The following is a 24852-nucleotide window of genomic DNA, read 5'->3' as shown; positions in this document are numbered from 1 at the left end:
GCAAGGCTCTTGGCGGCGGTGGGCTCTCAGCCTGAATCCACCGATAGACCTTGTGTTGATCTTCCGGGGTGTTCTGGTCATGTGTGGATCTTGGGTTTTGGTGGTGGGCATGGTGAAACGGCTGGCTTGTCCAGCGTGTCCACGGGAGGTCTCCGGTCGGGCCCTGGCGGGCGGGTGGTGAAGAAAAGGTCAGGCGGCGGGTGGGCTGGCGGCGGTGTGCAGGGTGGTGAAAGCCTCGGCCCAGGGCCAGTGCTCGGGTAGGTGCAGGACCGGGCGGCCTTGAGGGCGGGCAAGGCGGGCTGGGACGCAGACGAGGTGTTTGCGCAGTGTCGCGCCGCGGGCTTTGGCGTGGAAGGTGCTGGTGAGGCTGCCTGCGGCGCGCAGCAGGTTGTGGGCGAGGGCGGTGCAGACGACCCACGCGGCGTTGGCGTCGAACTGCCCCGATGGCAGATGCGCCAGCGGGCCGTCGATGAGGTCGGCGAAGGTCGTTTCGACGATCGCGTGCTGCCGGTGGGCGAGATCAGCGTCTACTGTGGATAGTTCGGTGTTGGTGAAGAACGCGTGGTAACGCCAGATCGGGAACAGGGCGTTCTCGGAGTTCTTGTCCTTCACCCGGCGTACCACCAGCCGGGCGGTGATGACGTGGCGGGTTCCGGCGAAGGCGGTATAGCCGGTCTCGGCGACCTCGGCGTCAGAGATCAGCTCGCCGGTATCGGGATCTTCCACCGAACCCGGGTAGCGCACCGCGACCCACGCGTCCTCGGCGATCGCCGTGATGGCGGCCTGGATTGACGGGTTGGTCGCCACGGTGATCGAGAACATCGCCCCGGCGCGGCGTGCGGCACTGACCACTGTGCCGGCGTAGTAGGCGGAATCGCCGCGGACCAGGATCCGTCCCGCGCGTGCCCCGGCGGCTTTCGCAGTGTTCAGGGCTTGGGTCAGTAACCTCGCCGCGCCCCGCGCGGAACCGGCGTTGCCTGCCCGCAGACGGATCGCGGCGACGAGGGGTGCGGCCAGCCGGGTGGAGATCGTGACCACCAGCGGCGAGAGCCCTCGCAGCAACAATTGGTAGCCACCGACTTTGGCCGGCCCGAACCGCGCACCTCGTTTCTGGGTGCCGTACACGCGGCGCAGCAGCGAGTCGATGTCCACAAAGGTCATCTGATCCGCCCCGGCCAGCACCGGGGTCTTCGCCGCCAGCGACACCAGCATCGCGCGCAGCACCGCGGCCAGTTGCAGCGCATGGCCGTGGGTGAACGAGCGCAGAAACGATCCCAGCGTCGAGGGCGCGTACACCCCGGTGAACAGACGTTTCATCCCGCCGTGGCGGATCACGTCCAGGTCATCGATACAGTCCGCGCCCGCGAGCATCCCCGCGACGATCGAGGCGACCTTGCCTGCCGGGCTGGCCCCAGTCGACGGGATCGGAGCGTTCGTGATCTCTACCTTCTGCGCTACCAGTTCCGACATGCCCGCCCGCTCGGCCAGCGCCATCACCGGCACGATCCCGGCGCAGGACACGAGATTCTCCTCATCGAACCGCACCGCCGCCCGCGACCACCTGTGCGATAATTTCACTGAAAGTGCCTTCCATCCCCGGGTGATAATCGAGCCTCAGTAACTCGTATTATCACAGGTCAGAAGGCACTTTCACTTGTAACACGCCGCCCCGAACACCCACTCATCAGTGGATTCAGGCTTAGTGCCCCAATTTCGCCGACCAACACACCAAACCCGCAGGTCAACAACCCGCGACCCTGCCGGACGCCGATCCATGAGCCAAGTCAGGGGGACGTTTCTTGCTGGCTCGGGTTGGTTGCCGCACAGGTCGCGCCGGGCGCTCGGCGCGACTGAGACGAGCGCTTGCTAGTTCTCCCGCCACTTCTGGTTGCTGCCGCCGTGGCAGCGGTCCCACATGATCAGGAAGGTGTCGTTACTGGACTTGTCGGCGCAGGAGCCGTGCAGGCCCAGGTTGGCGAGCGAGAAATAGCTGCCGAACCCGGTGTAGCCCTGCAGCCGCCACTTCTGGGTCTCGGAGCCGCTGTCGCAGTTCTTGACCCGGACGTAGGCGTTCCCTGACCCTTCCAGCCAGCCGACGTCAAGGCATTTGCCGCTGTGCTTCACCTTGATCTGGTTGTATCCCCCGCCGACTGAGGTGATCTCCCACTTCTGGTTGTCGCCGCCGTGACATCCATACGTGATCACGCTGGCGTCGTTGAACGTTCGAGCCATGTAGACGTCAAGGCACTCATTGCTCTGCTGCAGCCGGATCTCGTGGAAGCCCGCGGCGGACGCGGGTGCTGTGACACCGAGAACCGTTGCCAGAACGGCCGTTGCGCCTACCAGGAACCGGCTCACAAACTTGTTCATTCAGGACCCTTTCCTCAGGATGCGCAAAGGATAACGGCATACCCCGCTGTCTGGCCGGTGAATGTAGAAAGGGGCAGTATATTGTTCCTCTGTCTACTTGGAGGCTTATTCACGGACTCGAGGTGGATCCTGCGACACCGCACCTGAGCTGCGGCGATGCGCAGCAGTACAATCATCCTGAATAAGCCTCTTGGTATAGACAAATGCAATCCATTGCTACACAATGGCTGAACGGCGCTCACCGCTGATGTCAGTCTACTTTGTACCGTTATCGAACTGTTGATTTCGTTCACAAGAAGGAACATCATGCGGCGACAGGTCGCCATGTCAGATGTACTTCGCATGTGAATGTGCTGGACAGTGCGGGGATCAACGTGACCTGGACAATGATCAGATACGTGGCCGCGCCTTGGACTGGGCTCTCATGGGCCGGTTACCGCGCAGAACTTCGCGAGTACGGCGAGCTGGCTGGGGTTGGCGACCACGGTCCCGGTCCAGTTCACGGGGGTGAGGAACTCCTGTGCGGCCTGCGTGATCTCGGTCGGCGACGTGTTCACCAGCCTGGAGTGCATGCCCAGCAGCCAAGGCATGCCCAGCCCGGTTCCGGCAAGTGCCACCAGCTGTGCGGCAAGGCCTGCTTGTGTCGCCGACGCGAAGTGCATGGCGCCAAGTGCGTATTCCCGCGCGGCCGCCACTTCGGCATCGCCGGGTGGCTGGTAGAGCAGCCTCGCCAGCTCGTAGCGTGTTTCGTTCAGGACTTCCGCGGTGGCCTCGGTGGTCGCATCGATCTCGACCACCACGCTGCCTGTGCCGGCGTGCAGCTCGATGTACGAGTGGGCGTGGTAGGTGTGCAGTTTGTCTGCACCGTGGAGATTTGCGGCCAGCCTGGACGCGAAGTAGCCGCCGAGGGTCAGGTTGGCCAGTACGACCGCTGGGTATTTCGGGTGTGTCCGTCCTACCGCTTGCGCGGACAGGCGGATTTGGGAGTCTTGTGCTTCCTCATTGGACATGAACAAGAGTGGGCCGCCGGTGATCACGGGCAACGACGTGAGTTGCTGGGCCGCGGTCGACGAGGTCCAGTCGCGCAATGCTCTGTCTGCTTGGCTTACCGCGTCGTCCACGTCGATGTCGCCGACGAGTACCAGGGTGGCCCCGCGCGGTACGACTGCGGTTTTGTGCAGGTCACGTAGCTCCTTCGGATTGATCTCAGCGATCGCGTCCGCTGTGGACATTTCCGCGGCAGCCGGGTGTTTGCCGAACCTCTGCCTTTGTAGCGCACGGCGGGCGATCACGGCCGCGTCTCTTTCCAGCATCTGGAGTTGGGTGGTCAGCCTGCGGCGCTCGTCCAGTACGCAATCGCCGACGTATTCGGGCGAAGTGAGCGTGTGTGCGACCGTTTCCAGCAGGAGGCTGAGGCCGGACGTGAGTACCTGGCCGCTGATCAGCAGTCGTTCCGGGGTTACCTCTGCCACGAGTGATCCGCCGACGGGTGCCAGTGATCCGTTGTTCTCACAGCCGGTTGTGATGGAGGCGGCCAGCAGTTCGGCACGGGCCGGGTGCGCTGGTTCCCAGCCGGCGAACGGGATCCACAGTCGTATTTCGACCATGGGGGTGGCGGGTTGGCGAACCGCGATCACGCGAAGGCCGTTCGCGAGTGATACGTCCACATTGGGCAGTTCGGCGATAGGTCCGGCCACTCCGGTCGGCGGGATGGGACGTGGTCCTTGTTCGGTCCTGCGGATTTCGTTGGCGGTGCGGCAGTTGGCCGTTGACGGTGTCATAGCGTGTCTCCCGCGGTCCGCAGGGTCAGAACGGCACGGTCGTCGGGGCTAAGAGCTTCGGCGGCCGCGGACACGTGCTCGCCGGTGACTCGGCGCATCCCGTCCACCAGTCGGTCGAGGATCGCGGCGTCGTCGAAGAGCAGTTCGAACTTGCCATACGCGCGGGCCCGGTTGGCCAGGATATCGCGCTGGCTGTAATGGTCGGCCAGCCATCGACCGACCACTTCGGACATTTCCGCCTGGTCTGGTGGGAACTTCGACAGCAGCGCGAGTTCGGCGTCGATCAGACCGAGCAACCGCTCGCGGTCCGGGGCGAAGACATGGGTACAGGAGATCGTGAACACCTCCGGGTGACGTGCGTCGAAGGGTGCCCTGATCCCGCAGCTCGCCGTTAGGTCCACGACCGAGGCCACTTCGTGCACGACGCGTCGCAGTCGCGCTTTGTCCCCGTCGGACAACAGGATCGCCAGCATGACGTTGGCGAGGTAACTGTCAAGGTCGGTGGCTGGATCCGGGAGCCGGTAGCCGATGGCCAGTGCCGGCAGCGGCGCGTTGGGGTCGTAGTGCTCGCCGTGTATTTCCCCCTGTGGCGGTGGATCGATGAACGGCTGGTGGTGCGGTGCCTGACGTGCGGGCACATCGCCGAAGTGTTGCTCGAGCAGGTCTTTGACCTCGTCGACGGCGAAGTCGCCAGCCACCGCCAGCACCGCGTTGCCTGGTGCGTAGTACGACTCGAAGAAGGCAACGCCATCGTCCAATGTGGCCTCATCGAGTTCGCTGAAGTCGCCGTAGCCGTAGCACGCGTTGGGAAACGTCCGGTGCAGCAGCGATGGGAGCAAGGCCCATGGGAACCTGCCGTACGGCAGGTCCAGCACGTTCCGTTTGACGCTTTGCTTGACCGCGGCGACCTGCCTGCGGAAGTTCTCCTCGGTCAGCCGCGGCGCCCGCATCCGGTCGGCCTCAAGGAACAAGGCCCGTTCCAGCGCGACCGCGGGTATAACGCTGTGGTAGCTCGTGTAATCGAGGTACGTCGTGCCGCCGTAGCTGCCGCCACTGGACTGCACATAGAACGAGTGCTCCGGGTTCGCCACGCTTTCGCTGCCCTGGAACATCAAGTGTTCCAACAGGGACGCGAATCCCGCGCAGCCGGGCGGCTCGGACCGGAAACCGACGTCGTAATGCACGCTCACCGCAGCGAGTGGGAATGCGTTGTCCGGCGCCAGTACCACCCGCAGGCCATTGGAGAGTGAGAAAGTGTCGACCCACGGTTGGCTCATGACTCTCTCCGGCTTCCGTCCGACTCACCATGACAAGAGAACCTGGTGTGGCGCCTGCAGTCACCACACCAGGCAACCCCGCGCCCAACGCGGAACGCATTTCGCCGAAAGGGAGCCCTGCACTCCTTTTTCGGCGGGCGGTCAGCGGGCGGCGGAGTTATCCGCGACCATTCCGGTCGCGGTCGAAATGACGCTACCGGACCGATGTGGAATGTGCGAGCAGGTGGTTCGATCGCGCACTGAACGCTGCCCTGAATGCCACTCTGTGCAGGTCAAGGCGTACTTGACGGATCTTGACTACGGTTCAGTTCAGTGTTCTTTGATTACACAACTCACCCATTCGAGTGTAGTGCACGTTACGTCATCGATTGCATTGTTGGGATCCGGCATGTGAATGGTGTTCATGTTGATCCATTCAGTGGAGATTGTCCGGACCTGCGTTCCGTGTCGTCAGTTTGTCCCGCGTGGCCATGTCCGAAACGTCGCGATCCTGCGTTTCGCGCGAGCGGTTTCGCCGCACTGCGGCTTCGCTTGATCGGCTTGGCGACCCAAAAGTGGCCCGATCTGCGTGTTTAGTGCAGATCGGGCCACTTGTCATCGACCCGGTCGCGATCAGTCCATGCGATGACCTGGTCACGAACATCACGGTATGCATCACGTTCTGATCAATACCGCGCAGTTCATCTTTGGTTAGTAGGACAGCCGGACTTCGTGATGTTCATGGCTCATAGGTGGATTGCCGCTGGTAGTGGGCGTGTCGAGTGCGGTGCTGATGCCGTCGTCGCCACTGTGACCACCACAGAACGTGCCCAACAGAACGCGCAGGCTGAATAACCAGTGCGGCGAACACGTGCCTGATCTCGTTGAGCGCCAACGGAACCAGACCCACTGGTGCGGGCCGGGCTCGGGCTGACACCGTGGTGATGGCCAGGAATAGGTGGGCCAGCATCACCAGGGTGGTCCACCGATACCAGGAGGTCCAGGTCCGGACCTGGTGTTCGTCCAACCCGGTGCAGCCCTTGGCGGTCTGGAAGGACTGCTCGATGGTCCAGCGCCGGCCGGCCACCCGCACCAGCACACCCAAGGCGACCGGTCGGGGCGCGTAGCAACGGTAGAAGGCGAACTCGCCGGTGCGGCGGTTGCGGCGGATCAGCAACCAGCGGTGTCCGGACTGCTCGGCGGTGGAGTGGATGTCTACCCACCCCCAGTCGTAATAGCGGTACCCCTTCGAGCCGTTACCCGCCGACAGACGTTGCCATGCCCGGTTGGGCAGCATCGCGGCCAGTGTGTCGGCGCGATAGCTGCCTGTCGCGGTCGCGATCCGCCGGTCGCGGCCGATCGCGAGCACGTACCCGATGCCACGGTCCTCCAGTGCCGTGCGCAGTCCCGGGTCGTTGCCGTAGACCTCGTCGCCGGCCACCCACCCGGCGGGCACGCCCGCGTCCAGGGCTCGGGTGATCATCTGGGTGGCCAAGGCCGGTTTGGTCGCGAACGCGGTGTCGGCGGGGACGCCGGCCGCCGCGCACCGTGCGGGATCGGTGGTCCAGGAGCGCGGCAGGTAGACCTCCCGATCAATCACGGTGTGCCCGACGGCGGTGGTGTAGGTCAGGAACACGCCGACCTGCGCGTTCTCGATCCGGCCCGCGGTGTCGGTGTACTGGCGTTGGGTTCCCGCCGTCCGATCGCCGTGTTTGAGGTCGCCGGTCTCGTCGACCACCAGCATCGCCTCAGCCTTGCCCAGGTGTTCGCATGCCATCTGCCGGATGTCATCGCGTACCTTGTCGGCGTCCCACACCGCGCCGCGCAGCAGGTGCTGCATGCCATCCGGTGTCGCGTCCCCGGCGTGTTCGGCGATGGTCCAGCAGTTCTTGCGCGGCAGATCCGACAGCAGGCCGAGCACGAACGCGCGCGCCCGGCGGCGCGGTTCCACCCGCGCGAACCGACCCGCGATCCGGGCCATCACCGCCTCGAACCTGTCCTGCCAACCGGCCGGGTCGACACCGTGTCCTACCACGTTCACATGATCGTCAACCGCAGGCATGCCCTGTCCCATGCCGCAGTGATCGTTTGCGGGGCGGGGAATACAGTGCCTCAGGTGAGGACGAAACCCGCCGCGGCCATCGCCGCAGAACTGGAAGCCGAACTGGAGCACTATCCAGATGAGCGGGGGCAGATCCTGGTCGAGGCGGCCGAGGCGTGGCACCAGGCCGGTGACCACGACCGTGCCATCGCGCTGTTGACCCAGGCTATTGCCCTGGGCGGTGAGGATGGCGGTAACGCCCGGGTGGAGTTGGTCGAGGTCCTGTTCGACCTCGACCAGATCGAGCAGGCCCAGGCCCAGCTCGATGAGCTGCGGCACCAGCGGCCGTCCTCGCCAACGCCGTATCACCTGGCCGCTGAACTGCTGGAAGACCGTGGCCAGCATCAGCAGGCGTTGACCTGGTTCAACATGGCCGTGGCTCGGCTGACCGAGCAGGAGATGGCCGACCGGGACACCGAGTTCGGGTTCCTGTCCTATGCCAACAACATCGTGGCTGGCCGCCGACGTGTGCGTCACGCGCTGGGGATACCCCCGGACGAGTTGGACGAGTCGGTCCAGGCCCTGTCCGAGCAGGCCGAGGACCTGGCCCGCGCCCTGACACCGCCAGCGCCGCGTGAGGTGCGGGTGTTGTTCTGGCCCCGCAACGAGATTCCCCGCGCGCATGAAGCCTGGCCGCGGTTGGTCGAACACGCCGAGGCCGACACCATCATCGCCGAACGGGAAGCCGCCAATCGGGAACTGTCCGAGGCCGGCATCGCTCGGATCACCATGGTGCCGCTGACCACCGCGAAACTCCTGGAGTTCACGACTCGTACCGAGAGTGACCCCACCGATGAGGACACCCGCCTGGCCTGTATGAACGAGATCCTCGAGGAGGGCGGCACGGTCAGTTGGCCCCCTGCCCGCAACGCACCCTGCTGGTGCGGCTCGGCCATCAAGTACAAGAAGTGCTGCGGCCGTCCCCACCTTGACTGACAACGACCTCACTCATCCGGCATACCCACGCCCAGGCCATCGGTCTGGGCGGCGCTTGGTGCCCCTTCACCGGCAAAGATCACGAAGTCCGGCTATCCTAGTAGTGAGGCGTCGCCTCGGACCGCCGAGGTAGATGGCTGAGCTGGGCTTCCGCGACCAGCTTGATTTTGGCCAAGCTCACGCAAGGACCTGCGGTCATGATCGGCAGACCGCCGCCACCCGCTGCGCCGAAGTCCGATCATCCGTGATGACCGGCCGTGCCACTCCAAAGTGGCTGGTCAGACAACGAATCTGTAGATATGGAGCGGGCACACTCGACGCTATGCCGCCGAAAAACTTGATTCAAATGTCGAAGTTCAAGGGGCCTAGTTGATCTAGTCCTACGCCGACCACAACGAGCTCTGGAGCCGCAAACGCGGCGTCACCGGTTTCAACGCAGAGTTGGTTAGCCTCTTGGATGGAAACCCTGTCTATATTTCTGATCCCCTTCCGGGGAGCAGCACGATGCGACCGCGTTCGACGAGACACCGATCGCGGAGATCCTACGCAACTCCGGCGGCGGAATCGGCGACAAGGGCTATCAAGGCACCAGCCTCGTCACACCACGAAAGAAGCCGAAAGGGACAGCTGAGCAAACGACACAAAGAAAGCAACGCCGCCATCTCAGCGCTCCACGCTCCCATCCGAACGCGCGTGGTCTCCCACTTCAAATCATGGCGAATCCTGCACACCGACTACCGTCGCTCCTGCTCCACCTACCACGAAGCCTACGACGCAGCCCAAGGCCTGTTCTTCTTCTCGATCACTTGGGATTTTGAATAAACTCCTTGTTCTCGAGGTCATCACTGAAACTGCTTAAACCAGGTAAAAGCGCCGCCGTTGGAGCATCCCATGTGGAGTCTGCCCGGACCGCAGACTCGAATGGCCCTAACAGTCTGATTTTTAAACGTCCTGAAATTCGTACCCTTTTCCTCTTCGGGTGTCTGGAGCGTATGCATAGAGTTGTCGTTCGTCAGGTAGTAGTCGACATGAGCCGGGAATATATAATTATCGGTGTAGACCCAAACCCACCCCATGTTGCCGTCCCCGGGGTCGTCATCGGCCTTCGCCTGATAGGCGCTATTGCCGTCATAAGTGACTTCAATAAAATTGTCAGAAGCCAGGGCGGGCTGCCCCGCGAAACCCGGCCCCGCGATAGCCATTGCACAGGTGATGGTGACCCATCTCGACGTCTTCAGTTTCATTCTTCCTACCGTGAATTAATTACCCGGCCAATATTCGGCGAGTGCTTCCAAGTTTCTGCCGACGATAGAATGATCACTCAACCGGCGCAAGACTAGTGTCCTGAATCGTAAATTCTTGGCAGGTGTTCGCCAGTCTGGATGTAGATGGTGCGGTAGCAGCGGACGGTCGTGAACGCCGTGATCGTAGGCAGCATCGTGGTGGTCTCGGCCTTGTCGCCCAAAGGCGCCCGCGCTGAGGCACTTAACCTTGTGTCCACCAAGCAGGGAACGGTTCACGGGTGAGCTGTCCGGATTGTCCTTCCCGTGTGACGGAAGCAGAGTCAAACGGGCATTCAGGGCTCTTCGAAGTTATGCGGGGTTGAGGCATCCTCGGGCTTTGCGGGTGGTGGCGCAACGGGTGCGGAGTCGCTGGCTGGCGGGGTTGCGGAAACCGTAGGCGTCGCGGGCGACGGTTTTGATGACACGGTTGGTGCCTTCGGATCCGGCGTTGGTGATGTCGGTGTCGAGGAAGGCGAGGATTTCGGGCCACCAGGCCGAGACCGTGCCGGCCAGACGCTCCAGTTCGGGTAGGCCCGAGGCGGCGCACCGCTCGTAGAACCGGGACAATCGGGCCCAGATCGTGGCCCGGTCCGGGTGGGTGCGGGCCAGGGCAAGCAGATCGAGCAGGTCTTCCTTGGCGTTCCACGCGGCCAGGATCGGCGTCCCGATTACCGCGGGCAGCGCGCGAAGATCGTCGATCATGGGGTCCAGGTGCTGCTCGTGCATCCGGGCGGCGGAGCGGGTCAGCCGGTTGCGCAGTTCCCATTCGCGGTTGCCTTTCCGTCCTCGCCTGCCCCGCACCTGCAGGGTGACCCTGCGACGTACCTCGGTGAGGGCCTGGTTGGCCAACTGCACGAGATGAAAGTGGTCCACGACCAGCCTGGCCTGCGGTAACGCGGCACGGGCCGCGGCCTTGAAAACCGTGCACATATCGATCGCCACGACCCGGACGCCCTGACGCCAGGCCTCATCCCACTGGGTGAGCCAGTCCCGCACGGCCACACTGGTGCGGCCCTCGACCTGCCCGAGCAGCCCCTGCCCGCCCGCCAGGTCCACGAACCCGACATGCCAGCGATCCACCGTGATCTCCCAGCACTGCTGTTCGTCGTTCCAGGTCCATTGTGGACGGCCCCGGCGGATCTCGTCGATCCCCAGCACCGCCACCGGTTGCGGCTTGTCCGGCAGCACCGCCGTGGCGTGTGCGGTGAACGCGGCCGAGACCACCGGCCAGGACAGGCCGTGATCACGCGCGGCTTGCACGATCGTGCGCCCACCATCGGCCACCGCCGCACCGGCCGCCTGCCGCAACCGAGTGGTCACCCGGGCTCGAGCCGGAATCTCCCCGATCGCCTCGGTGAACGTCTTCCTGTCGCATCCCTGCTGGTCACAGTGCCACCGACGCTTACACCACCGCAGCTCGACAGGCCGGCCGGCCACCGGCAGATCTCTCGGGCTGGTCGTCACCCACCCCTTGACCCGCCTCGCCCGCACTCCACATCCCGGGCAGATACAAGCCTGCTCGTCCGCGGTAACCAGGTGCACGACCGGCCCATCATGTACTGCGTCCTCGACCCGAACGACAGCCAGACCGGCAAGGCCCAGCAGACGGGTCGTATCGTTGACCATGCCCGTGGCTCTTCTGTTGTGATCGTTCTGCTTCGACAACAGACATGATCACTCACAGAGTCACGGGCCCTTGCCACTGGCTGCCCCCAGCAACATCACGACCAGTTCAAACCCCGGTCAAATTCGAAGAGCCCTCATCGCGGGCAGGAACGAGGTAAAGCTTCGGCCCTGCCTGTCTCGCGCTTGCCGAGGCCCGAACGTGTACCCCAGGAACGTGAACGAGATGTTCGGATGATCACCGCGCCGGTTGCTGTCCCTGCAGTACACGATCTTGGTTTTGTCCGGGTGTAACCTCACCCCGACTTGTTCCATACGCCGACCGATCGCAGCCCGCAGCATGTACGCCTGGCGTTCAGATCCACAGTGCACTACCGCGTCATCCACGTATCGCTCGAACGTGACGCCCGGAAACTCCCGGGCCATCCACGCATCGAACGCGTAGTGGAGGAACAGATTTGCCAGGACTGGCGAGACTACGCCCCCAACGCACTGGGCAACTTCGAGTTCGAGGTCACGCTGAGTTATCGGCGGCTGGAACGGCCGCGGCGTGTCGCGAGTGGAGAGTGACATGTCGAGTAGTACTCTTATGACATGGCTGATGGTCGTGCTCGGGTGGACGCGGGGGAGTACGCCCGTCGAGTCAATGCAGCGGTGGAACTGCTCGAGTCGGGCATGCCGGTGGCCGACGCCGCGCGTGTGCTGGCGGAGCGGTTCGGTTGCTCGGTGCGCCAGGCCCGCCGGTATGCCGAGCGTGCCGCTTCCGTTGGGCGGTCGACGATTCCGGAGGCGACGACGGTGTTCACCGTCAAGCTGCCCGCGGCGCTGGTGGCTCGGGTGCGTCAGCGGGCCAGTGAGTCGGGCAGCACGATCTCCGCCCTGGTCACCCAGGCCCTGACCGAGTTTTTGGCGCGGGGCCACGGAAAGCGCCCTCGCCGGTGAACGCCCGGGTGGTCGAGACCGAGTTCGTGTTCGACCGCCACGCGGCCACGGATGTGTCAGTGGCCTACGCCATCCTGGTGCCACCACGACGGGCCCGCATGGAACGGACCGGCCAGAAAGGACCGCAGCATGACCAGCGCGGCGATCTACGCCCGGGTCTCCTCGGCCCGGCAGAAGAAAGACGAGACGATCGCGTCGCAGACCGCGGCGCTGCGCGAACACGCCGCAGGGCTGGGGCTTGAGGTCCCCGCCGAGTGGGTGCTCGAAGACGAAGGACACTCCGGGGCCACCCTGATCCGCCCGGCCCTGGAACGCCTGCGCGACATGGTCGCCAGCGTCGGGATCGACGTGGTGCTGTGCTACTCGCCGGACCGGCTGGCCCGTAAATTCGCCTACCAGGCCCTGCTGATCGAGGAGTTCGCCCGCGCCGGCACCAGGGTGGAATTCATCAACGGCCCGCGTGGCGACTCGCCAGAGGACCAACTGCTGGTGCAGTTTCAAGGCATGTTCGCCGAATACGAGAAGGCGCAGATCCTCGAGCGCTACCGCCGCGGCAAGGCCCACCGCGCCAAGAGCGGGTCGGTCAACGTGCTGTCCGGCGCCCCGTTCGGCTACCGGTATGTCCGCAAAACCGAGCACACCGGCGCCGCCTACGAGATCATCGAGCACGAGGCCGTGCTGGTCGCCGAGTTGTTTCGCCGCTACGCCGACGAGGGTGCCTCGATCGCCGAGTTGACCCGCTGGCTGTCCGAACAACACGTCCCGACCCGTACCGGCAAGCAGCGGTGGGACCGCTCGGTGATCTGGGGCATGCTGCGCAACCCCGCCTACACCGGCCGCGCGGTGTTCGGCAAAACCAGGGTCGTGCACGAATCCCCCGGCCTCAACCGGGTGGCCCGGCTGCAAGGACGCTCCACACCCCGGGCATCCAAGGCTGTCGACCGTCCCCGCGAGGAGTGGACCGAGATCCCGGTACCGGCCATCATCACCCACGACACCTTCGGTCGAGTCGCCCAACGCCTGGCCGACAACAAGCGATTCGCCGCCCGCAACACTACGATTCCCTCGCTGCTGCAAGGCATGGCCGCCTGCGCCGGCTGCGGATACGGCTACTACCGCACCTCGACCCGCACCACCAACAAGAAGATCTACTACTACCGGTGCCTGGGCTCGGACGACTACCGCTATCAAGGCGGACGCGTCTGCGCCAACAAACCGGTCCGCGCCGACTACCTCGACACCGTGGTCTGGAAGCACATCACCGGGATGCTGGCCGACCCGCAGTTGATCCGCACCGAAATCGACAAGCGGCTCGACTCCGCCCGCACCGCCGATCCCGTTGCGCAGCAACGCAAACGCCTGGACACCGCGCTGGCCAAGGCCAGCAACGGGATCGCCCGCATGATCGAGGCTTTCGGCGAACAACTCATCACCATCGACGAACTACGCGCCCGGGAAACCAACCTGCGCAACCAGATCGACGCACTCGATGCTCAGCTCGCCGACCGCCAGGCCTACCTCACCCTCGCCGCCGACCTCGAAGGCTTCCTCACCCAACTCCACCGCAACGCCGAAGTATCCACCACCGACGAACGCAGACGCGTGCTGCGGCTGCTCGTCAAGGACGTCCTCATCGGACCCGAGAAGATCACCATCCGGCACCGCATACCCATCCGGGAACGCACCCCCAGCGAGCAACACCCCGACAACACCGACACGGAGGGTGACCATCAGCCCCATTGCCCAGTGCGTTGGAGGCGTAACCGCGGAGCCCTGGGGAGTCCCCCGATCCCGCTTTTCCAGGGCCCCGCCTGGATGCTGCAACGGTGCACGTAGCCACCGTTTGACATACAACACGACCCACGGCTGGCCAGTGTTCGCCTCCACCGCTTTGACCATGAGATCCCACGGCACGCTGTCGAAAAACTTCTGGATATCCAGATCGACCACCCAGTTGTATTTCCAGCACCGCTTCCGACACTTAGCCACCGCATCGATCGCCGACCGCCCAATACGATAGCCGTCCGAGTCGTTATGGAAGATTGCTTCCGCGCGCTCCTCCAACCTTCGGGCCACCACAGTTTGAGCGATTCTGTCAGCAATCGTGGGAACGCCAAGAATTCTGACCCCACGGCCTCCATCTTTCGGTATCGGCACCGCCCGCACCGGAGGTGGAAAATAGCTTCCCGATGACATCCGGTTCCAGATCCGGTAGAGATTGTTCTTCAGATCCTCATCGAACTTATCGAGTGAGCAGCCATCCACGCCCGGTGCTCCACCGTTGGCCTTGACCTTCTGGTACGCCTCCCACACTTCCCGCTTCGAGATACGAAACGGCTTGACTTCTTCAGTCGACTTCGACGCGCTCACTCGATCCCTCCCGAAATGTCTTCGGTTGCTCGAACGAACTAATCTGGACAGTCCGGCACCTTCGCTCCACTCCCATTACAGGAGCTTCTCCACTACTATGAGCCGGTCCGAATGCGTGCCCCGCGACGGTACTCAGCGCCTCATGGTTTCCGCCACTTGTGCGCGCTTCCTGTCGCTGCCCGTACCCCGCGAACAGCGGTATCGGGGTACGCCTTCCCACGTTCCATGCGAGAGCAGCAGAACGGGCTCGCGTCACCTTCATGCCGGGTACCGCCTGGCCAGTAGCCGGGTGTCCGCCAGGCTCATCCCAGGGTCACGACCACACCCCGGTTCTGATACCACTTGAAAGTTTCGACACTTCATCAGTGATTCGCTTGCGCTCGCCTTCCCGTCCCCTACCTGACGCATCTCGTACGCCTTTTCCTCATCGCTCACCACGACGGTCTCCAACCAACGCAGCATGAGGCGGTTTGGTATCTCCCCCCGAAGGGCGACACCGAAGGGCCAATCCTTCATCTCTCACATAGCACCACATCAAACAGAGATACCTACATTCCCCACTCTTTGTGTTCGTGGCGCACGGTCGCTACTTTTTTTGCGAACTCGACCTGCATCTTCAGCTCGGCGTTCTCCGCACGCAGCCGCTCCAACTCAGCGCGCTCCGAATCCTCCAATGGCGTACTCGCCGAGGTATCGGCCCCCTGGCTTTCTTCACCCAGCTCCCCAACGTTATCGCGTGCACACCGATATTGCGTGCGACCTCGGCAATCGGCCGATGATCATCGATAACCAACGCTACCGCCTGAGCCTTGTACTCCTCGGTAAATCGGCGGCGTGTCGAACCCACTGATGCGTCTCCCGAACAATCGGGCGGCACCTACCCCTCGTGTCCACCAAACCGGGAACGGTCCAGCATGATGGACGCCTACGCCCACGACGCCCGCCACCCCCGTTTCTACATGATCATTGACGGGGCCGATACCGGACGCATACTGAGGTCTCTGGGTCTGCTCCCAGTAACCCCAGCACGTCCGCCTCTGTAGATCCAAAGGAACCGGAGCCCCACGGCCCTAATGTCCGCGGCGTAGCTTCAGAAGTCGGCATCGTGGGTCCACTCTGGTCGAGCTCGGCTTCACCGCCTCTGCGCGGCAGGGTCAGCGCGTAGTCCTCCGGAACCAGCTCGCCCTTGGCCACGAAGTGCTTGACCGTCGTGGCGGCCAACTCGGCACCGGTGTCGCCCGGCCGCACGGTCTCCGACACGTGGTGCCCGGTGAGTGTGTGGGCCGTGATTTGAACCGGGCCTCCTGCGCATCACTGGCGTCGCTCGATGTCACTGGATGTCATCGGCTTGTCCTCTCCGCCCGGCGCCGTCTGACACGTTCACGATCGACCTCACTGGAGTGAAAATGCCGACGCCAGCGACCCCGGACGTCGCACGGCGGGAACATGATCGACGCCGGGAACCGACGCGCAGGCGCAGTGCCTCTTTAGCGATGGATTTCGCGCTGCCATTTGCACTCGGTGTCGACCATGCGTCTCGCATGTGGGGGACGCCGCGTGCCATGCGGCCTCGCGTTGAGCTGGCCAGCAGGGCGGGGTTCGAATGTCAATGGCCTTTCAGTTTTCCCCATAGACGGCCTGGAGTTCTCCCCGCTGGTGGCCACCTGTTCTCCCCAACGGCGGCCAGATATTTCCCGCCTTTGGTTGGGGCTGGGATCAGGTCAAGGGCGTCACCCCCTTGCCGGAGGTGGCCTGGGCGAGCCGGAAGTTGTCACCTTGGGTGACCACGACGTGGGCGTGGTGCAGCAGCCGGTCGACCGTCGCGGTGGCCAGGGTTTTGGGCATGATTTCGTCGAACCCGGACGGGTGCAGGTTCGAGCTGACAGCGAGGGCTCGTCGTTCGTAGGCGGCATCGACCAGCCTGTAGAAGCCTTCGGCGGCATCCGGGCTGACCGGCAGCAGCCCAATGTCGTCAATCTATGCCGAGTTCGGCATAGATTGACCTATCCCGACGCTGCGACTATGCCGAGCCTGCGATGGCGTGAGAACGAAAGCGCAGGGTGATTGGTCTCCGCGCTGCTGTTTGGTCGGCATAGTTCCGGTCGGAGGTGGACGCTTCTGGTGTCGGAGCAGGGTGCTCCAGGACGGAGGCGAGGTCATGTCTGGAACGAGGAGGAAGCCTGGTCGGATGGGGCCGTTTGTCTCGGGTTTCCGAACGAGCTTGTCGGAGCAGGGGTATTCGGTTCTGGCAGTAGGCAACATGCTGACGGACATGGGCGCGCTGGGCCGGTGGATGCAGGAGCACGACGTGCAGCCGGGCCAACTGTCTTCGGCGGTGATCGCCGACTTCGGTAGCGATTGCCTGGCTGCGGGGCGGCGCAAGGTGCCGAGTGTCAAGAGTTTCGCACCGTTGCTGCGGTTCCTGCGCGGCGAAGAGGTGATCGGAGACCCGCCCGCGTCGGAATCGGCGCTGGAGAGGTTGCTGGTCGACTACCGCGGATGGCTTGCTGCGGAGCGGGGTTTGGCGGAGATGACGATCATCCGATACGAGAATCTCGCCCGCTGGTTCCTGCAACAGCTGACCGACGACGCCATCGAACTCGGGGCGTTGAGCGGGGCGCAGGTGGTGACGTTCTTGTTGCGCGAGAGCGAACGCGTCAGTGTCGGCTCGGCCAAGGGCCGGGTGGCCGAACTGCGGTCGCTGCTGAAGTTCTTGTATGTGCGCGGGTTGACGCCGCACTTGCTGACCACGGCGGTTCCCCCGGTCGCAGGGTGGCGCGACACGAGCATTCCCAAGGCGTTGCCCGCCGGCCATGTGCAGCGGTTGCTGGACAGCTGTGATCGGTGCGGCCCGGTGCAGGTACGCGACTACGCGATTTTGATGCTGGTCGCGCGGCTAGGGCTGCGCTCGATCGAGGTGGCGCGGCTGAAGCTGGGCGATATCGATTGGCGCGGCGGCCGGATCATCCTGCGCGGCAAGGCGTCCCGCGAAGACGGGATGCCGCTGCCTGCTGATGTCGGTCAGGCGTTAGCTGATTACCTCGCCGACGTCCGGCCAGCGACCTCGGTGCGCTCGGTGTTCCTCTCCTGCAAGGCACCGCGGCGGGGAATCCGGCCGGACCTGGTCAGTGACGTGACGCGCCGCGCGTGCGACCGGGCCGGGCTGCGCCGAGTCGGCGCCCATCGGCTGCGGCACTCGCTGGCCACCGAGATGCTGCGGCGCGGAGTGAAGCTCGTCGATATCGGTCAGGTGCTTCGCCATCGTGACCTGGCCACCACCGCGCTCTATGCCAAGGTCGACCTGGCAACGCTGCGGTCGATCGCTCTGCCCTGGCCGGGAGAGCGGCGATGAGCGCGCTGGCAAAGGCCGCAGCGGACTACCTGCGGCTGCGCAATCGCCTGGGCCACGACCTGGCCGAATACCATCGGCTATTGCCGCGTTTCGTCGCCTTCCTCGACAACGCCGGCCTGGTGACGGTGACCGTGGCCGCCGCGGTGGAATGGGCGAACGCGCCCGAGGTGGACCCGTCGACCACGATGGCGGCGCGTCGGATGACGATCGCGCGCGGCTTCGCCCGGCACTTGGCCGGGCTCGACCCGCGCACCGAGATCCCGCCGTTCGGGCTGGTCGCCTCCTGGCGACGTCGCCACGAGCCGTTTATCTTCAGCCCGGCCGACATTGACACGCTGCTGACCGGAGCACAGAGCCTGCGGACCCGGTTCGCCTCAGCGACCCACCACACGCTGCTCGGACTGCTCGCGGCCACCGGCATGCGGGTCGGCGAGGCGATCCGGCTCGACCGCGGCGACGTCGACGATACCGACGCGGTGCTGACGATCCGTGAGTCGAAGTTCGGCAAGTCTCGCCTGGTGCCGGTGCAGGCATCAGTGCTGACCGCGCTGCACCACTACGCCCGCCGGCGCGACGAGGTTCACCGCAAGCCCACGACCGTGAGCTTCTTTGTCTCGATCCGGGGCAACAGGATGGTCTATCCCACGATCCACGCGGTGTTCCGAAACCTGTGCGACAGCGCGGGAATCGGAACCGGTGCGGCCTGCCCGCCGCGAATTCACGACCTTCGTCGCACATTCGCGGTGCGCACCCTGATCGGCTGGTATCGGGCCGGAGAAGACGTCGACGCCCGACTGCCGGTGCTGTCGACCTATCTCGGTCATCGAGACCCGCGATGGACCTACTGGTACCTGTCGGCCGCGCCGGAACTATTGGCCCTGGCCGCACACCGGCTGGAATCCGGGCGGGAGGCGAGCACCCGATGAGCTCGATCGCGCCCACGATGCAAGCGTTCTTCACCGAGCGGCTAACCAACCAGCGGCAAGTCAGCCCCCGCACGATCGCGTCCTACCGTGATTCGCTCAAGCTGCTGCTCAGATTCGTGCAGCAGCAGACCGGAAAGCCACCGACCACTTTGGACTGGAGCGACCTCGATGCCAACCTGGTCGCGGCGTTCCTCGACCATCTGGAAAGCGATCGGCGCAACAGTCCGCGCACCCGCAACTTGCGACTGACCGCCATCCGGTCGCTGTTCGCGTTCGCCGCGCTGCGTCACCCTGAGCACGCCGAACTGATCCAGCGAGTGTTGGCGGTCCCCGCCAAACGGTTCGATAAGCAGCTCATCGCGTTCCTCACCGCGACCGAGATCGACGCCCTTGTCGACGCACCCAATACCGGTCGCTGGGAGGGCCGCCGCGACCGCGCCCTGCTGCTAATGGCCGTCCAGACCGGGCTGCGCGTGTCCGAACTGATCGGACTCAACTGTGACGACGTCACCTTCGGAGACGGAGCCAGCGTCCGATGCCTCGGCAAGGGCCGAAAACGCCGGGCCGTTCCCCTGACCACGGGCACCCAGGCTGTCTTGCGGGTCTGGATGACCGAACGCAACGGTCGCAACGACCAGCCGTTGTTCCCGACCCGCACCGGCCGGCGGCTCAGCGTTGACGCCGTCGAGCGCCTCGTCCGCTTGCACGCGGCCGCCGCTGGACGGGCATGTCCCACGATCCGGCCGGAGCAGCTACATCCACACGTACTGCGGCACAGTTGCGCGATGTCGTTGCTGCAGGCCGGGGTCGACACCGCGGTGATCGCGCTTTGGCTTGGCCACGCGGATCCACGTTCCACCAGTATCTACCTGCATGCCGACATGACCATCAAACAACGTGCCCTCGATGCCACAACACCGCCGTGCGCCGCACCTGGCCGCTACCAGCCCGGAGACAAGCTGCTCGTCTTCCTCGAAAGCCTGTGACTATGCCGACCGCTACACTCGCCCCACTCGCCAGATCCCCACCACCGCAACGGTTTTCGTTCTCACGCCATCGCAGGCTCGGCATAGTCGCAGCGTCGGGATAGGTCAATCTATGCCGAGTTCGGCATAGATTGACGAGGTCGGCTACATCCCCTTCGAAGCCGAAGCAGCCAACCTGTTCTTCCAGCTCGTCTCATCCCGCTACGAACGAGCCAGCCTGATCGTCACCAGCAACAAACCCTTCGGCCGCTGGGGCGAGGTCTTCGGCGACGACATCGTCGCCGCGGCCATGATCGACCGACTGGTCCACCACGCCGAAGTGATCTCGATGAAGGGAGACAGCTACCGCCTCAAAGACCGCGACCTCGGCCGCGTCCCCGCAGCCAAAACCAACGACTAGAGACCAACATCAACCAAAGGGTGGGTCCATTTCCGGGCGACCTAGCTGGGTCCACATTCGGGTTCTGGCACGGTTTCCGTGATGGGCCCGGCCCTCGCGCCAGCCGCCTGGTGGTTGATCATGGGTGACGTGCGTTGATCTTGATGTGGTTCGGGTTCTCTGGCCGCACCTGAGCCAGGTGCAGATCGAAGCGGTGCGGACGACGGGGCCAGCGGTGCGCATCGAGGCACGCACCAACCAGACGCCAGCGCCGTGCCCTGGCTGCGGGACTGCCTCGAGCAGAGTGCACAGCCGCTACAACCGCCATCTGTCCGACACCGCCACCGCAGGTCAGGAAGTGCTGATCCGGCTGCAAGTACGACGGTTGTTCTGCGACAACGCCGAGTGCACCAAGAAGACGTTCGCCGAACAGGTACCCGAGCTGGCATCCCGCCACGCCCGCCGGACTCCGATCTTGCAGCGGGCGCTGGCCGCGGTCGCGTTAGCGCTCGGTGGCCGTGCCGGCGCCCGGCTGACTCGGCACTTGGCGGCATCGGTCAGCCGGATGACGCTGCTTCGGATCCTTCGTGGCCTTCCCGACCCTGACCGATCCACACCGAGAGTGCTCGGCGTGGACGACTTCGCCCTGCGTCGAGGTCACCACTACGGCACGCTCCTGGTCGACATCGAGTCGCACCGCCCGGTCGACCTGCTCACCGACCGCACCGCCCAGACACTGGCCGAGTGGCTGCGCGCCCATCCCGGCGTGCAGATCGTCTGCCGAGACCGAGCCAGCGCCTACGCCGATGGCGCTCGCGACGGCGCACCAGACGCCATCCAGGTCGCCGATCGGTGGCACATCTGGAACAACCTGGCCGAGGCCGTCGAGCGCTCCGTGGCCAGACACCAGGACTGCTTGACCGCCGCCGTGACCGTCGTCACCAGCAGCAGCACGGAAGGCCAGGCCGACAGTGACGGGCAACCTGACCCAGCCGGGGACCCGCCTCCCGCGGCACCGGTTGCCTCGGCAGTCCGGTCGGATCGGTGGGCTGTTCGAGCGCGAACGGCACGCGGCCGTGCATGCGCTCTTAGCTGACGGCACTGCGATCAGGGAAATCTGCCGGCGGCTTGGTCTCTCGCGCGGCACCGTCCGCCGCTTCGCGCGGGCCGAGGGCGTCGAAGAGTTGTTGACCCGCAATGGAACTGGGCGTCGGACCAGCGTCCTTGAGCCGTTCGCTCCGTACCTGCACCAGCGCTGGAACGAGGGCTGCACCAACGCCACCGCCCTGTTCGCTGAGATCACCGTACGCGGCTATCGCGGCGGCCAAACCCTGGTGCGCCAATACTTAAGCCAGTTCCGCACGACCTCGTGTGCTCCCCAGCCGCCGCGCAAGCCGCCCTCAGTCCGTCGTGTCGTCGGCTGGATCATGACCGATCCGCCGACCATGGACGGGACTGCCCAGCAGAAGCTGGACGCTGTTCTCGCGGCCAGTTCCCACCTGGCCGCATTGGCCAACCACGTTCGCTCCTTCGCCGCCATGATGTGTGACCGACGCGGTCACGAGTTGGAGGCGTGGATGACCGCCGTCGACGCCGACGACCAGCCAGCACTTCACTCGTTCGTCCGCGGTTTGCGCCGTGATCTGGACGCGGTCACCGCTGGGCTCACCCTGCCGTGGAACAGCGGGATCGTCGAAGGCCATGTGAACCGCCTGAAGATGCTCAAACGTCAGATGTTCGGCCGCGCCAAACCCGACCTGCTCCGCAAACGCGTCCTACTCGCCGACTGACCTGACGGGCCAAATCACGGAAACCGTGCCAGAACCCACATTCGGCCGCCGTTGACAGGATGACTTTCGTCCCAATGTACTCTCTCACCAGAGAACTCTCCCGCAACCCACCTCGCAGGCGTCACCCAGGTGGGCAAACCTCTTCACTGTCTCGAGTCCACCAGCAGTAGATACCCAGGTTCGATGACGGCCATTGGCCGACGGCCGGCGATCACCAGCGGCACCTATCGCCTCCACATAGGACATTTGCTTGTCCAGAGCCTGACAAGATCACGGTTGTGCCCGACAGTGCAGCAGCTCCCGAATCGAACGGATCGATCGGCAGCGCCTTGTGGTGCACTCTCGGCACACCGTTGATACCCGTCAACGCACCCGCAGCACGGCGGGGCCGTGCTCGGTCAGCCGGTAGACATCGGGGAGCCGGGGAGCAGCCGACGCGCGTTACCGGTCTTCCACAACGTGGCGTCGGGAATGCTGAGCCAGTTCTCCCGTGCCTCGAGCAGAACCTCGACGCAACAGACCGCGTCCCCGCCAGGCAGCCGGTCAACTTCGGACACGCCATGGTCAGCCAGACCGGACAACCATTCACGGACATCCCGAACGATCCTGACGGAGGCACGGTTGAGCATGCCCGCAAGGTAGTGATCGGCATCCCGCACGGAGGCCGCCCTACCCGCCAGCGCGCCGGCGGCCAGGTCGTCGGTATCTTCGGCCAGATGTCTTCGGATCTTTCGCGCGTTGCCGGCGCCTGTCCCGTGGTCGTGGCGGCGGTTCGTCTGGCCGGGTGGGTGGGCGAGGTCGGCGTACCTGTCACGCCCGGTGGGTCGCTTCGGCCCGCTGATGTTCCTGCTGCCGCGTCAGCGCTGGGGATGTTCACACGCGCGAAGGTTCGACGGGCTGCGGACAAGCCCGAGGTGCACCGGCCGTGGCTCACGGCAGTCACCGCCGGTCTGATCGCGATCGCAGGCGACCGCGCGGTCCGGGCCGGTCGGCTGGAGGACCCGCTGGCCGCTTGGTGGGCGGGATTGCAGGCGCTGCTTGCTGCCGAGGCCGCCGACACCATCGGCGTCGACCCCCGCATCACTGCCTTGGTGACGATGGACGTGGTGACCAGCGAGCATGTCGACGAGGGCTGGGGCTTGCAGCGCCGCGTCGGCCACGTCATGTACGACCGCGGCGACTGGGACATCCGGGCGGACCCGCAGCGCCATGGCCGAGTCCACCCGGCCGAAGCCACGCTGGCTCTGCTGCGCCTGTTCGGCGCCATGGAAGGAACGCGGCTGACACCGCTGGGCACCTGGGTTCACGCGGAGCTGCGGAAGGTGGTACCGCCGCAGATCACCCCCGAGCTACCGGCGGCCGACCTGCTGGGTCTGCTGACCGGCACCGACGAGGTCGACTCGTGGAACCGGGCCCGCCGCTGGTTCGGCGAACGCACCGCGCACCAGATCGTGGCCGAACTTGTCCGGGCCGCCACCGACGCGACCCCGGCCGAACGGATCACGGCCGTCGACCTGATCAGCGGCTTGGGAGACGACGCGATCGCCGCGCTGCGCGCCACCGAACCGTTGCCCGACAACCTGGCCGCGCACACCCGTCTCCTGGCACACCAAAACGAACTGGCGCCACGCCCCGGCGCCGAGGACCTGGTCTGGCTGGCCACCGAGTACGCCCACGCCGATCTCGTCCACCACGGTGTCGCCGCCGCACGCTACACCGCCACGGATGCGCTCGATTCCACCGAAATCGACCTGAATGCCGGCGGGATCGACCTGATCGCCGGCAGCAGGCACCCACACGCGACGGATGTCGCCGAAGCCCTCGCCGCCGTGGCCGGGTCGGCCATCCCAGTTCAACAACTCAAGATCTCCCTGTCCGGGCAATGCTGGCGCCGGGTGCTGATCACGGAGAACGCCACCCTGGAGACGCTCCACCACGTGATCACGGCGTTGTTCGGCTGGGACGACGACCACCTGCACATATTCACCGTGGGGCACCGCCGCTATGCCGACCCCTTCCACGATCTTGAGGAGACCACGCCCGAGCACACGATGCGGTCGCACCAGGCGCTGCCCCACCCGAAGACGACGATCTCCCACACCTACGACCTCGGCGCGAGCTGGAAACACGAGATCGTGCTGGAGAAGGTCCTCCACGAACACCCCCTACCTACCACAACCGGAATGCGTCGCCGGCAACGGCGACAACCCGATCGAGTACTACAACCCCGACGAACCGGAGGAACCCGTTCCCTTCGACGCCGAGGCCATCAACAAACGGCTACACAAGCTGACGACGTAACGTCGGGCCGTGTGGTCACACGACGAGAAGTCGTCGGCGGACGTCGCCGATGTGGCGGCCGGCTCAGGCTTCCCCACGGTGTCCGTTCATCCTGGGTGGCCGCCAGTGGGTGCGGTAGGCGCGCTCGATGTTCGGGTCTCCCGATTTGGAGAACCGCAGTCGACGGCGATCCCTGGTCCAACTGACGTAGACCGTCTCGCTGGGGCGCAGGCCTTCGCTCTCGGCCCAGCTTCGGAAGATCCGCATCGTCGTACTGATCTTGGACAGGCTGGCGACCGTCACCTGCTCCAGATACGGCACGCGGCCGCGCCGCCAGTCCTCGACTTTCTCAGGACGAAGCCAGCCGGTGGCGAGCAACGCGTCGATCGCGGTGACGTAGCCGTTCCTGGCGACAGCGGCGGTGCCGGCAGCGGCGATCTCGCGCCGCAGTTTCGTCTGGTTCTGGGAATTCATCGG

At 64.9% G+C, this 24852-nt stretch carries 21 protein-coding genes and 5 pseudogenes; 11 read left to right on the top strand and 15 right to left on the bottom strand.

Annotated elements, in window-relative coordinates:
• Positions 1-189 precede the first annotated feature (189 nt).
• The 5 genes from LWC34_RS26855 to LWC34_RS26835 all read right to left on the bottom strand — a co-directional run bounded on the left by LWC34_RS26855 (position 190) and on the right by LWC34_RS26835 (position 7388).
• Positions 190-1578 (bottom strand): IS1380 family transposase, encoded by a 1389-nt coding sequence (locus LWC34_RS26855; RefSeq protein ID WP_233722400.1) that lies wholly within the window; start codon positions 1576-1578, stop codon positions 190-192.
• A gap of 288 nt (positions 1579-1866) precedes the next feature.
• Positions 1867-2370, bottom strand: a complete 504-nt coding sequence (locus tag LWC34_RS26850) for an RICIN domain-containing protein (RefSeq protein WP_233727891.1) — start codon at positions 2368-2370, stop codon at positions 1867-1869.
• A 422-nt stretch (positions 2371-2792) separates the two neighbouring features.
• The gene (locus tag LWC34_RS26845; RefSeq protein ID WP_233727890.1) at positions 2793-4151 is read right to left on the bottom strand and encodes a M16 family metallopeptidase; all 1359 of its coding nucleotides are present in this window, start codon (positions 4149-4151) and stop codon (positions 2793-2795) included.
• Positions 4148-5428, bottom strand: a complete 1281-nt coding sequence (locus tag LWC34_RS26840; protein ID WP_233727889.1) for a M16 family metallopeptidase — start codon at positions 5426-5428, stop codon at positions 4148-4150. The genes LWC34_RS26845 and LWC34_RS26840 overlap by 4 nt, the downstream gene beginning before the upstream one ends.
• Positions 5429-6146: 718 nt before the next feature.
• Positions 6147-7388 (bottom strand): IS701 family transposase, encoded by a 1242-nt coding sequence (locus LWC34_RS26835; RefSeq protein WP_233728895.1) that lies wholly within the window; start codon positions 7386-7388, stop codon positions 6147-6149.
• A gap of 135 nt (positions 7389-7523) precedes the next feature.
• Between LWC34_RS26835 and LWC34_RS26830 the strand changes: the two genes are divergently transcribed.
• Positions 7524-8444 (top strand): SEC-C metal-binding domain-containing protein, encoded by a 921-nt coding sequence (locus LWC34_RS26830; protein ID WP_233727888.1) that lies wholly within the window; start codon positions 7524-7526, stop codon positions 8442-8444.
• Between the two features lie 842 nt (positions 8445-9286).
• Here LWC34_RS26830 and LWC34_RS26825 read toward each other — a convergent pair.
• The 3 genes from LWC34_RS26825 to LWC34_RS26815 all read right to left on the bottom strand — a co-directional run bounded on the left by LWC34_RS26825 (position 9287) and on the right by LWC34_RS26815 (position 11923).
• The gene (locus LWC34_RS26825; RefSeq protein WP_233727887.1) at positions 9287-9688 is read right to left on the bottom strand and encodes a hypothetical protein; all 402 of its coding nucleotides are present in this window, start codon (positions 9686-9688) and stop codon (positions 9287-9289) included.
• A gap of 348 nt (positions 9689-10036) precedes the next feature.
• Positions 10037-11353 carry an ISL3 family transposase gene (locus LWC34_RS26820; protein WP_233725224.1) on the bottom strand — a complete coding sequence of 439 codons (1317 nt, stop codon included), beginning with the start codon at positions 11351-11353 and terminating at the stop codon, positions 10037-10039.
• A gap of 117 nt (positions 11354-11470) precedes the next feature.
• Entirely contained in the window at positions 11471-11923 is a 453-nt protein-coding gene (locus tag LWC34_RS26815; RefSeq protein WP_233727886.1) for a reverse transcriptase domain-containing protein, read from the bottom strand.
• 21 nt (positions 11924-11944) lie between these two features.
• On the opposite strand from LWC34_RS26815, the gene LWC34_RS26810 reads away from it, so the two are divergent.
• Together LWC34_RS26810 and LWC34_RS26805 are read left to right on the top strand one after the other, a co-directional pair.
• Positions 11945-12292: a ribbon-helix-helix protein, CopG family gene (locus tag LWC34_RS26810; RefSeq protein WP_233726038.1), complete on the top strand. Its 348-nt coding sequence runs from the start codon at positions 11945-11947 to the stop codon at positions 12290-12292.
• 51 nt (positions 12293-12343) lie between these two features.
• Positions 12344-13540: pseudogene (locus tag LWC34_RS26805) on the top strand (recombinase family protein); the annotation flags it as partial.
• A gap of 195 nt (positions 13541-13735) precedes the next feature.
• Here the strand turns inward: LWC34_RS26805 and LWC34_RS26800 are convergent.
• The 5 genes and pseudogenes from LWC34_RS26800 to LWC34_RS26790 all read right to left on the bottom strand — a co-directional run.
• Positions 13736-14488: a reverse transcriptase domain-containing protein gene (locus LWC34_RS26800; protein ID WP_233728894.1), complete on the bottom strand. Its 753-nt coding sequence runs from the start codon at positions 14486-14488 to the stop codon at positions 13736-13738.
• Between the two features lie 722 nt (positions 14489-15210).
• Entirely contained in the window at positions 15211-15336 is a 126-nt protein-coding gene (locus LWC34_RS57110; RefSeq protein WP_284051651.1) for a hypothetical protein, read from the bottom strand.
• A complete protein-coding gene (locus LWC34_RS58890; RefSeq protein ID WP_372496585.1) occupies positions 15279-15509 on the bottom strand; it encodes a transposase in 231 nt (76 codons plus the stop codon). The genes LWC34_RS57110 and LWC34_RS58890 overlap by 58 nt, the downstream gene beginning before the upstream one ends.
• Positions 15510-15625: 116 nt before the next feature.
• Positions 15626-15922, bottom strand: a complete 297-nt coding sequence (locus LWC34_RS26795; protein WP_233727885.1) for a hypothetical protein — start codon at positions 15920-15922, stop codon at positions 15626-15628.
• 456 nt (positions 15923-16378) lie between these two features.
• A pseudogene (locus LWC34_RS26790) lies at positions 16379-16639 on the bottom strand (ATP-binding protein); the annotation flags it as partial.
• 211 nt (positions 16640-16850) lie between these two features.
• Between LWC34_RS26790 and LWC34_RS26785 the strand changes: the two are divergent.
• The 7 genes and pseudogenes from LWC34_RS26785 to LWC34_RS58880 all read left to right on the top strand — a co-directional run bounded on the left by LWC34_RS26785 (position 16851) and on the right by LWC34_RS58880 (position 22095).
• The gene (locus tag LWC34_RS26785) at positions 16851-18014 is read left to right on the top strand and encodes a site-specific integrase (protein ID WP_233727884.1); all 1164 of its coding nucleotides are present in this window, start codon (positions 16851-16853) and stop codon (positions 18012-18014) included.
• Complete coding sequence (locus tag LWC34_RS26780) at positions 18011-18940, top strand: tyrosine-type recombinase/integrase (protein ID WP_233727883.1); 930 nt, start codon at positions 18011-18013, stop codon at positions 18938-18940. The genes LWC34_RS26785 and LWC34_RS26780 overlap by 4 nt, the downstream gene beginning before the upstream one ends.
• Positions 18937-19926 carry a tyrosine-type recombinase/integrase gene (locus tag LWC34_RS26775; protein WP_233727882.1) on the top strand — a complete coding sequence of 330 codons (990 nt, stop codon included), beginning with the start codon at positions 18937-18939 and terminating at the stop codon, positions 19924-19926. Before LWC34_RS26780 ends, LWC34_RS26775 begins: the two co-directional genes overlap by 4 nt.
• A gap of 130 nt (positions 19927-20056) precedes the next feature.
• Positions 20057-20326, top strand: a pseudogene (locus tag LWC34_RS26770) (ATP-binding protein); the annotation flags it as partial.
• Between the two features lie 124 nt (positions 20327-20450).
• On the top strand, positions 20451-21401 hold the full coding sequence (locus LWC34_RS26765) for an ISL3 family transposase (RefSeq protein WP_233727881.1): 951 nt from the start codon (positions 20451-20453) through the stop codon (positions 21399-21401).
• Positions 21382-21465, top strand: a pseudogene (locus LWC34_RS58885) (helix-turn-helix domain-containing protein); the annotation flags it as partial. The gene LWC34_RS26765 and the pseudogene LWC34_RS58885, both read left to right, overlap by 20 nt.
• Positions 21466-21732: 267 nt before the next feature.
• Positions 21733-22095: a transposase gene (locus tag LWC34_RS58880; RefSeq protein ID WP_372496530.1), complete on the top strand. Its 363-nt coding sequence runs from the start codon at positions 21733-21735 to the stop codon at positions 22093-22095.
• A gap of 398 nt (positions 22096-22493) precedes the next feature.
• On the opposite strand, the gene LWC34_RS26755 is transcribed toward LWC34_RS58880, so the two are convergent.
• Positions 22494-22754, bottom strand: coding sequence for a hypothetical protein (locus LWC34_RS26755; RefSeq protein WP_233727880.1), 261 nt, complete (start codon positions 22752-22754; stop codon positions 22494-22496).
• Here LWC34_RS26755 and LWC34_RS58160 point away from each other — a divergent pair.
• Positions 22656-24260, top strand: a pseudogene (locus tag LWC34_RS58160) (plasmid pRiA4b ORF-3 family protein); the annotation flags it as partial. The gene LWC34_RS26755 and the pseudogene LWC34_RS58160 sit on opposite strands and share 99 nt — an antisense overlap.
• Before the next feature lie 199 nt (positions 24261-24459).
• Here LWC34_RS58160 and LWC34_RS26745 read toward each other — a convergent pair.
• Positions 24460-24849 (bottom strand): hypothetical protein, encoded by a 390-nt coding sequence (locus LWC34_RS26745; protein WP_233727879.1) that lies wholly within the window; start codon positions 24847-24849, stop codon positions 24460-24462.
• Between the last annotated feature and the right edge of the window lie 3 nt (positions 24850-24852).

The organism is Kibdelosporangium philippinense (genome assembly GCF_021390435.2).
In the GTDB taxonomy this organism is placed as follows: domain Bacteria; phylum Actinomycetota; class Actinomycetes; order Mycobacteriales; family Pseudonocardiaceae; genus Kibdelosporangium; species Kibdelosporangium philippinense.
The sequence above is the reverse complement of the archived record's forward strand: the minus strand, read 5'-3'. Positions and strand labels throughout refer to the sequence as shown.

Bases quoted from the DNA above. Each gene is read 5' to 3' on its own strand.
- LWC34_RS26850 (WP_233727891.1), bottom strand. From the start codon at position 2,370: ATGAACAAGTTTGTGAGCCGGTTCCTGGTAGGCGCAACGGCCGTTCTG.
- LWC34_RS26845 (WP_233727890.1), bottom strand. From the start codon at position 4,151: ATGACACCGTCAACGGCCAACTGCCGCACCGCCAACGAAATCCGCAGG.
- LWC34_RS26840 (WP_233727889.1), bottom strand. From the start codon at position 5,428: ATGAGCCAACCGTGGGTCGACACTTTCTCACTCTCCAATGGCCTGCGG.
- LWC34_RS26835 (WP_233728895.1), bottom strand. From the start codon at position 7,388: ATGGCCCGGATCGCGGGTCGGTTCGCGCGGGTGGAACCGCGCCGCCGG.
- LWC34_RS26825 (WP_233727887.1), bottom strand. From the start codon at position 9,688: ATGAAACTGAAGACGTCGAGATGGGTCACCATCACCTGTGCAATGGCT.
- LWC34_RS26820 (WP_233725224.1), bottom strand. From the start codon at position 11,353: ATGGTCAACGATACGACCCGTCTGCTGGGCCTTGCCGGTCTGGCTGTC.
- LWC34_RS26815 (WP_233727886.1), bottom strand. From the start codon at position 11,923: ATGTCACTCTCCACTCGCGACACGCCGCGGCCGTTCCAGCCGCCGATA.
- LWC34_RS26810 (WP_233726038.1), top strand. From the start codon at position 11,945: ATGGCTGATGGTCGTGCTCGGGTGGACGCGGGGGAGTACGCCCGTCGA.
- LWC34_RS26800 (WP_233728894.1), bottom strand. From the start codon at position 14,488: ATGTCATCGGGAAGCTATTTTCCACCTCCGGTGCGGGCGGTGCCGATA.
- LWC34_RS26785 (WP_233727884.1), top strand. From the start codon at position 16,851: ATGGGGCCGTTTGTCTCGGGTTTCCGAACGAGCTTGTCGGAGCAGGGG.
- LWC34_RS26780 (WP_233727883.1), top strand. From the start codon at position 18,011: ATGAGCGCGCTGGCAAAGGCCGCAGCGGACTACCTGCGGCTGCGCAAT.
- LWC34_RS26775 (WP_233727882.1), top strand. From the start codon at position 18,937: ATGAGCTCGATCGCGCCCACGATGCAAGCGTTCTTCACCGAGCGGCTA.
- LWC34_RS58880 (WP_372496530.1), top strand. From the start codon at position 21,733: ATGACCGATCCGCCGACCATGGACGGGACTGCCCAGCAGAAGCTGGAC.
- LWC34_RS26745 (WP_233727879.1), bottom strand. From the start codon at position 24,849: ATGAATTCCCAGAACCAGACGAAACTGCGGCGCGAGATCGCCGCTGCC.